Source organism: Marinospirillum minutulum DSM 6287 (assembly GCF_000422325.1).
In the GTDB taxonomy this organism is placed as follows: domain Bacteria; phylum Pseudomonadota; class Gammaproteobacteria; order Pseudomonadales; family Halomonadaceae; genus Marinospirillum; species Marinospirillum minutulum.
In genome coordinates this window covers 1-7,711 of record NZ_AULO01000001.1, presented here as the reverse complement: position 1 = coordinate 7,711, position 7,711 = coordinate 1, and the positions used below count along the sequence as shown (strand labels likewise).

At 37.3% G+C, this 7,711-nt stretch carries 9 protein-coding genes; 3 read left to right on the top strand and 6 right to left on the bottom strand.

Going from position 1 to position 7,711, the window contains the following annotated elements; genetic code table 11:
- From H571_RS0100045 to H571_RS13595, 6 genes are all read right to left on the bottom strand, one after another.
- Positions 1-914: transposase (locus H571_RS0100045; RefSeq protein WP_027847520.1), on the bottom strand; the 914-nt coding region annotated here is incomplete at its 3' end.
- A 181-nt stretch (positions 915-1,095) separates the two neighbouring features.
- Positions 1,096-1,593: a hypothetical protein gene (locus tag H571_RS0100040; protein ID WP_027847519.1), complete on the bottom strand. Its 498-nt coding sequence runs from the start codon at positions 1,591-1,593 to the stop codon at positions 1,096-1,098.
- A gap of 97 nt (positions 1,594-1,690) precedes the next feature.
- Complete coding sequence (locus tag H571_RS13605) at positions 1,691-3,436, bottom strand: SMC family protein (protein WP_051168015.1); 1,746 nt, start codon at positions 3,434-3,436, stop codon at positions 1,691-1,693.
- Positions 3,429-4,505, bottom strand: a complete 1,077-nt coding sequence (locus H571_RS0100030; RefSeq protein WP_027847518.1) for a dsDNA nuclease domain-containing protein — start codon at positions 4,503-4,505, stop codon at positions 3,429-3,431. Before H571_RS0100030 ends, H571_RS13605 begins: the two co-directional genes overlap by 8 nt.
- A gap of 120 nt (positions 4,506-4,625) precedes the next feature.
- On the bottom strand, positions 4,626-5,714 hold the full coding sequence (locus H571_RS13600; RefSeq protein WP_051168014.1) for a hypothetical protein: 1,089 nt from the start codon (positions 5,712-5,714) through the stop codon (positions 4,626-4,628).
- The gene (locus tag H571_RS13595; protein ID WP_051168013.1) at positions 5,698-5,964 is read right to left on the bottom strand and encodes a helix-turn-helix domain-containing protein; all 267 of its coding nucleotides are present in this window, start codon (positions 5,962-5,964) and stop codon (positions 5,698-5,700) included. The genes H571_RS13600 and H571_RS13595 overlap by 17 nt, the downstream gene beginning before the upstream one ends.
- Positions 5,965-6,041: 77 nt before the next feature.
- Between H571_RS13595 and H571_RS0100015 the strand changes: the two genes are divergently transcribed.
- The 3 genes from H571_RS0100015 to H571_RS0100005 form a co-directional block, all read left to right on the top strand.
- Entirely contained in the window at positions 6,042-7,136 is a 1,095-nt protein-coding gene (locus H571_RS0100015) for a DNA cytosine methyltransferase (protein WP_027847517.1), read from the top strand.
- A gap of 113 nt (positions 7,137-7,249) precedes the next feature.
- Entirely contained in the window at positions 7,250-7,492 is a 243-nt protein-coding gene (locus H571_RS0100010) for a type II toxin-antitoxin system ParD family antitoxin (protein ID WP_027847516.1), read from the top strand.
- Positions 7,489-7,711 (top strand): type II toxin-antitoxin system RelE/ParE family toxin (locus H571_RS0100005; RefSeq protein ID WP_027847515.1); only part of this gene is annotated, 223 nt, incomplete at its 3' end. The genes H571_RS0100010 and H571_RS0100005, both read left to right, overlap by 4 nt.

Below are 7,711 nucleotides of genomic sequence, written 5' to 3'. Positions count from 1 at the left end.
CCTTCTTCATAGAGGTTTTTGCTGATACCCAGCCGCTTGTAACGTTCTTGAATGGTTTCTAGCACCGGTTGCAAAGTGTGGTGTTCTTGCCCTTCCCCAAAAGCTTGCGCATCAATGATAATTTGGTGTTTTTTATCAACGGAAGCAACACCGTTATAACCTTGAATCGTACCTTTACTGGTCGTCATTTTGGCTGATTGGTTATCAGTAATATTGCTCTTCACTTCGTTGCTACGTTTGCCTTTACCCAGTCTAGGTTCATTGTGCTTTAAAAATTTATCAATCTTATTGGCTGCTTTATCCAGCGTTAAAATAGTTTTGACTTGGCGAATAGCGCGATCCAGTTCTTCTTCACTTTCCCAGCTGTCTTTTTTCTGATGCTCTGTTAAATGGTAGCTAATTAAGCGCTTCAGTTTTTGGCGCTTTTGTTCCAGTTCTTTAAAGGTACCAGACCATGCTTTGGCGGCATTCGAACGCATTTTACAGCCATCAATGGCAAACAGTTCATGGCCTAAAAGACCCTGTTCATCACAGACCAGCAGCACTTGTTCAAACAAGGTGGCAATGGCTTGGCTTTGGCTGCTAACAAAATGGGCAATAGTAGTGAAGTGTGGAACGCTGTCGCAGGATAAGGCTTTAAAGATGATATTCGTTTCGCAGCACCACTGAATTTCACGGCTAGAGGTAATGCCTTTGGAGTAAGCAAACAAGATTATCTTTAGCAAAATGGCTGGATCGTAAGCTGGGCGGCCTTCGGCATCATTTTTATAAGGCTTGTGAAAAGCAGACAGGTCTAATTTTTCAGAGATTAGATAATGCAGAGCAAATTCGAAGGTGCCAAGCTGAAGCTGTTCAAGATAATTAATTACCACCATCGTCTGCTGGTTATAGACGTAATGCTTGAATCGAGCCATCCTCATGCCCTCGTTATCTGAAAGTCCAATCAAACCATAATTTAGAAGGTTTTTCTACAGCCTGAACGCCGCATTAAGGGGCAGGCAACGCAAACAACTGCGCTCAAACTAACCAACCGTAACCTCAAATGCCAAACAAACCAAAACTGCCAAGCGTTGACTGTCCTTCTTAAATGCTTTGTTAAATTATTTTTTCGTATATAACTTTTGCCTTAGGTACATGAGAGTCTTTCCAGTCGATAAGATAACTGCTTAATGAATCCTTAGCTAAAATATCCTTATAGAAAATGACTAATTGCCCATCAGGACAATATGTTATATCTCTACTATCATTTTCACAAAGGTACGAAATAACAGCAAAAAGCTCTAAATCACCGCTTGTAATATAGGCTGATTTTTCATCACAAGAATGAGCTCGACAAGCACTAACAAGATACACCTTGTCTCCTACAGCTTTTACATTCTCGGGTGCACCACCGAATCCAGCTTTTACTTGTTCAGAAATGGTAGCATTTGACCAAAAATATTTTTTTTGTGTAATTCCAAAATATTCATTTATGTGCAATTTGAAATCATCATCCCAAATCAACTGATTAGCATTGTTGAACCTACTAATATCGAATGTTTTCGCATTCACTGGCAAAGAAATAACAAAAAATATAAATAATAAAATACGCATAACTTACCTTATAATTTAACGCCCGCATTTGCGGCTGGTTTGAAGCACAGCGGAAAACCAGTCCGACAACATGTGCTTGTTAGCTTGGGTAATGTGATCAGACAACTTCCAACAAATTTATTGTATCGTTAATTAATCCACTATTTATAACAGCTGATTTTGATAAAAACGACCGCTTTGTTTTGCTATCTCCAATACATATTAATTTTGTATCTGAGGTAAAATATTGACTCTTAATAGCCTCAATATCAAAAAGTGGAACTGATGAAGTTTCATCCCCCTTGTATTCCGCGACAGAAAAAACAACCTGCCCACTAGATTTAGTTTCATGAGAAAGAAAATTAAATATCTTACCTCGACTCTCTGTATCAATGTCTTCTTTAAAAATAGCATCAAGAAGAAATGGGAAGCTATGAATTTTCTGGTTTTTTATGACCATTTCGTAAAACGAAAAATTATAAGCCATTAATAATTTGTGCAGTTCAACACCTTGACATGGAAATGAGCTTAAAGAATATAAGTTATGATATTTTTCTTCTTTTGGAAGTTGAGCATCTAAAGCTAAGACATTGCGTTTGAATATAGAAAAAAACTCTTTTTCCTTATTACGTCTCAAAACATCTATATCAACACCGTTTCCAATCCTTCCTATATCACCTTCTATCTCATCAATTCTTTTTTTACAAGATGTTTTCTTGGTTGATATGTTTTCTAACATTCTTAGATTTGCGTTATGATCTAGCCAAGAGTCAAATGTAATATTACTCACCTTTAAATTTCGCAACAAAGCATAATCTTTCTCTATTTTTGATCTTAATATCGATATTGCATTCTCGACCGAATTCAATTGCGCTGCGATTTTTTTTATTTGCTCTTTTATATTATCCTTTTCTTTTAAAGCGTCATTAATATCTTGACTATAGAGGTAGAACTCTTTCAAGCCCCCAGGAAGGTTTTGATTGCATGTAGGACATTCATCAATTTTTGGTTTTTGATTCTTAATGTTGGCTATTATTTGAGTCAATACCTTCTGTCGACCTCTCAACATACTCAACTTATTGCATAACTTTGTATGTTCAGTTTCTTTTTCAGACAAGCCTTTATTTAAACATTGATAGCCTTCTAAGTAGCTTTCAGCTTCGCCTTTAAAACGTTCATCAAGTATTTTTGATACTTTAAAGTTTTCTTTTTTATCTTCATAAGCCTCAAGTTGATTCAGCTCAAACTTCAGCTCTTTTTTCTCTTTTTCAAGATTATATTTATTTATTCTGTCATAACCACTTTCAATGCCTAGATAATAATCCAAATAATCGAATTTAAAATCCTTATAAAACCTATAATCTCCAATTGATTCACGTATATAAACCCAGCCTACTGATTGAGACACATAATAAGGTAATAGTGCAGCTTCTAATGGTGCACTAATTAACTCTGATTGCTTTTGCAACAGCAAATCAAAACCAATCAGTTTTGAAAAAGCATTTTTATATCTGCCATATTCAAAAGAGTTATTACTATTAATACCATCAAATCTGATAGGTGGCTCACTCCCTTTTTTTAAAACCAACGTGTCATCCGAACGAACAAACACCAGATCACAATATTCGTTATTACCTTTTAGAACGCAATCAAGACGGAAAAAAACACCATCATTATTAATATCACTCAGATAATCTTTTGAATCATTTATCCCCATGGCATAAATAACTGACTGAATAAGAGTACTTTTCCCTGAAGTATTTCGACCGTGGACGATATTTACTGACTCACTGAAAGCTGTGTAAAAGCCTTTCTCGTCATTTGGTGAGTAAACCAATAAGCTTTTCAAAATTAAATTAGTCATGCATTCCTCTTGTCTCAACATACGCTGCAATTACTGCGAATGAAACCATATAGTTTTCTAATCTAGGTTGAAATTCTTCTTGATAGCGGTTATATAAGTCTACAATACAATCAGCTTCACTCACGTGCAACTCATCAACATCCGTTTTCTCTTTAACAAATTTATAAATTTTTCGATATTCAATTTGCTGGATATCTTTAAAATAATCAAAACAATTTTCAAGCAACTCTTTGGCTCTTCGACGTATTGGAAGTTTTAAATCTAGTTGAGTTGAAATTTGCTCTGAATATCGCCTCCAAAAATCAAATGACTTTCTACTTTCAGTAAACATTTTAAATGTGTCATTTAATTGAATTTTTGTAACTCTTTTGCTGCGATCAGACAAAAGAACTTTATTATCATCATTATAAGTTTGTGCTACATCTTCTAATAATTGCATTAATGTAGTAATAACAGCCTCGTGGTCGTGAACCTCTTGACCAAAGTGCTCAACGGCCAAACCTTTTAATACTCTTTGCCAGCTTTTGTGGCTTTGAGCAAAATCAATATATTGAAAATAAACATGCTCTAATTGAGTGATTTCAAGTATCGATTTGCAAATCCGAGGCTCAATGTTACTCTTAATCTTGACCGACAAATCAGAATATTTTTTTCTTTTATTTGAAACTTGGACTTTAACTTTATCTTGCTTCTTACCCTTTTCTTGCTTGCTTGTTAATAATATGCTTCGATTGGTAAGAAAATTTAATGTGTGTTGATAATCGTTAGATTTTTCAATAGGGTCGCTGACAAGCTCTTTTCCTACCATCGTCATTTTACCAATAATTTCGCAAAGGTCGTGATCTGTTCTCCAGTCATCTCTTGATTTCTTCGCTTGGTATGTATCAACTTTTTTTAACTGTCCATTGTCATCCAAAAATGCAAATAGAAAATCCTCATGGTGCTCCAAGCAAATAAAGTAATTATTTGAGTTGATCTCTTCATAGTCTTCAAATAACAGAAAGACAACACAGCAGCGCTGAAACGAATAGCCAGAGCCACCTTCTACACCTGCATTACTATTTACCATAAATTACTTCCATGATTGTTTTTCTATTTACCATTTTTAAATATTTTGAAAGAAAGCTAACGCCGTGCTCACCGGTAAATTGCGAGCGTAGCGAGTAATTTATCCGCGTGCAGTACTTTGTTATATTTCGCTTCCGAAGAACTCATTCCACCCCGCTTTTGTTCTCATCGAAATATTTTTATCTCGAACAAAAAAAGCAACGTTCTTCAATACTGTTGAGCACTCTTCTTCATTTAATAGCGCAAACAAGGAGAGGCAAAAATGGCGATAATCAACAAAATCAAATCGCTTTCCTTTATATTCGAAACTTCCATCTACGAGATCCAAGCCTTGAACATCTGAATCAATTCTACATATGAATGTTACAGGGTTATTTATGTGCCCGGTTGACTGCAAGGCATCAAGGCTATCATCAAGACGCTTTTTTGAAACTGGCTTAACAGTAACTTCATAAAGATTTGTCTGAACTCCTTCAACTTCAAGCCATATATCAGCAGGCTTCTTTGATGTCGTATTGGTTCCAAATACACTTTCATCACCACCAACTACTTCGACTGTAGAGACACGAAATATACCTGAAAGCAATTGAGAAACTAAATATTGTGGAAGATTTCCATACTCAGGATACTTTAGCGTGAAATCCGCAAGCTTAGAACCAATAATCTGATTTGAGTGATCCGATGCCTCAACTTCAGAAAGTTGATAGCCAGTAATACTTTGGGAATACTTCCATAAACGGTAAAAGAAATAATCTATCAACCTCGCTCTTTTATTTTGCTTTGACTCCATAACCAAGCGTAAAAAACTAACTGCTGCCATAGCCGCCGTCTGCGGCCTTTTTCCGTGCGCCCAGTCTTCATTAAGTTGGTTAGAATTTTTTGCCACATTTAATGGATCTGACTTTCCGCATGGTATTCCATTTTCCTGTAAAGCATACCAAATGCCACCCTCAAAAATAGAACGCGGGTTACACCCATAAAAGTTATTCAAGGGATCATAACTTCCATTTAGATGAATACCTGTTAATGCCGTTATAACAACGCCACGAAATCCCTTGGCATTAACTTCAATCAAATCAGTAAGCAATTTGTGAACATTAGAGCCTGAAGTAAATTCTGGAAAATCCTCTTCTTTCTTAGTTTTTGCAACACCCAGCCTGGTGTTGACATAGTATTGACCTGAATTATTTCGTTCAGCGATCTTCGCCATGCGGTACTCCAGTGAAATCTTTAACAATATTTTGTAAGCGCACATTTTCTTTGATGCGAAGCGCTTTGAGAATCATCGAAAACTCAAGAACATCTAAGCGTCTTTCAAATTTTTCAACCTTGGATATATCAGACTGATTTAGACCCACCTGACTAGCAAGTTCGCCTTGAGAAATGCTTAGCCTAATCCGTTCTTCCGCTAGTTCACTTACAAGTTTTCGGTAGAAGCTATCATGTATGGTTTTGCTCATATTTTTGTCACTTAGAGGTTTAAAGCTTTTCCGTATCATGCTATAATTCACAAATTATTCGGAATTGGAATATTTCAATGAAGGCAATTTCTCTTTTTAGTGGCGCAGGAGGAATGGATGTTGGGTTCAAAGCAGCGGGTTTTGATGTGCTCGCCGCCAATGAACTGGACAAACATGCCTGCGAGACATTTCGAGCCAATCACCCTGAATCTAAATTAATCGAGGGTGATCTAGATGTGTGTGGTGAAGAGCTGCACTCCTATAAAGGGATAGACGTAATTTTCGGCGGCCCCCCTTGTCAGGGATTTTCTGTAGCCGGAAAAATGGATCCCGATGACCCGAGAAGCAAATTGATCTTCAGCTTTTGTAATATCATTGAGAAAGTTAAGCCAAAATCTTTTGTGATGGAGAATGTGAAAGCTCTTGGTACGCTATCAAAGTTTGAAACTGTAAGAACAGCACTCATATCACGATTTCAGAAAGCTGGTTATACCGTCACAATTCATATATTAAACTCCAAAGACTTTGGCGTGCCGCAGTCCCGTGAAAGAGTTTTCTTTATTGGCGTTCAAAATGGTATTAACCCCATCTACAAAGGCCATTTTAATAAATACTTAATAGTCGCCCCAACTCTTAGGGATATATTAATACCTCTTGGGAAGCCAGGTACTAAACGCAACGATCGAATTTGCAATGCTAAGGTGACTTTAGCCGCTAAGCCTGTACTTAGAAAATCGCCTTACGCGGGTATGCTGTTTAATGGACAGGGCAGACCGCTAAACCCTGACGGCTGGGCAAGCACTTTACCTGCAAGCATGGGAGGGAACCGGACTCCCATTATCGACGACAACCACTTATACCTTGGTAAAGAATCGTGGGTTGAGAGTTACCATAAGCATTTAATGGCTGGCGGTAAGCCTCAAGGTATGCACGATGTCCCATCATACCTAAGAAGACTAACTATTAATGAGGCGGCTTTGCTCCAGACTTTTCCAGAAGATTATGTTTGGTGTGGACCAAGCAGCAAAGTGTATTCTCAAATTGGCAACGCTGTTCCCTGTAGGCTTGCAGAAGTAGTCGCCTCTTGCGTAAAAGATGCACTTTCTGGTTTACACAACACCAAAACTATAATAGTTAATTCTGGTGAAAACTTGGAATTCTCATTCTCGTGATGGAGAAATATAACGCCTCAAACACCGGCGCAGCATAGCTGCGTCCGAGTGCTTTGACTTGTTATGGTTTTTATACCAAAATATAATAAATATTGGTAATTTTGAGGTGATGTATGGCTAAAAACACAAGTATTAGTTTGGGTAACCATTTTGATCAGTTTATTGCACGACAGGTAGCTGATGGGCGTTATGGCTCGGCTAGCGAAGTAATTCGTGCTGGGCTGCGTAAGCTTGAGGATGAAAGCCAAAAGCTTGAAACACTGCGTGCACTTATACAAGAAGGTATAGTGAGTGGCACTGCCGAATATAGTTATGATGCCTTGATGGCAGAACTTGATAACGAGCTTGGTAAATGAGTTTATTTTCTGTTTCAAGGGCTGCACGTGCAGACTTAAAAAATATAGCTGCATACACACAAAAGACATGGGGCGCTGAGCAACGCAAAGCCTATATAAAAGATCTCGATCTAACCTTCCTTTTTTTAGCAGAAAACCCAATGTCTGGCACTCCTTGTGACTATATAATTTCTGGCTTAAGAAAGCATTCCCATGAAAGCCATACAATATTTTATGAAA

What these genes read in the sequence shown, in the direction of transcription:
- H571_RS0100040 (WP_027847519.1), bottom strand. Translation starts at nt 1,593, where the DNA reads ATGCGTATTTTATTATTTATATTTTTTGTTATTTCTTTGCCAGTGAAT.
- H571_RS13605 (WP_051168015.1), bottom strand. Translation starts at nt 3,436, where the DNA reads ATGACTAATTTAATTTTGAAAAGCTTATTGGTTTACTCACCAAATGAC.
- H571_RS0100030 (WP_027847518.1), bottom strand. Translation starts at nt 4,505, where the DNA reads ATGGTAAATAGTAATGCAGGTGTAGAAGGTGGCTCTGGCTATTCGTTT.
- H571_RS13600 (WP_051168014.1), bottom strand. Translation starts at nt 5,714, where the DNA reads ATGGCGAAGATCGCTGAACGAAATAATTCAGGTCAATACTATGTCAAC.
- H571_RS13595 (WP_051168013.1), bottom strand. Translation starts at nt 5,964, where the DNA reads ATGAGCAAAACCATACATGATAGCTTCTACCGAAAACTTGTAAGTGAA.
- H571_RS0100015 (WP_027847517.1), top strand. Translation starts at nt 6,042, where the DNA reads ATGAAGGCAATTTCTCTTTTTAGTGGCGCAGGAGGAATGGATGTTGGG.
- H571_RS0100010 (WP_027847516.1), top strand. Translation starts at nt 7,250, where the DNA reads ATGGCTAAAAACACAAGTATTAGTTTGGGTAACCATTTTGATCAGTTT.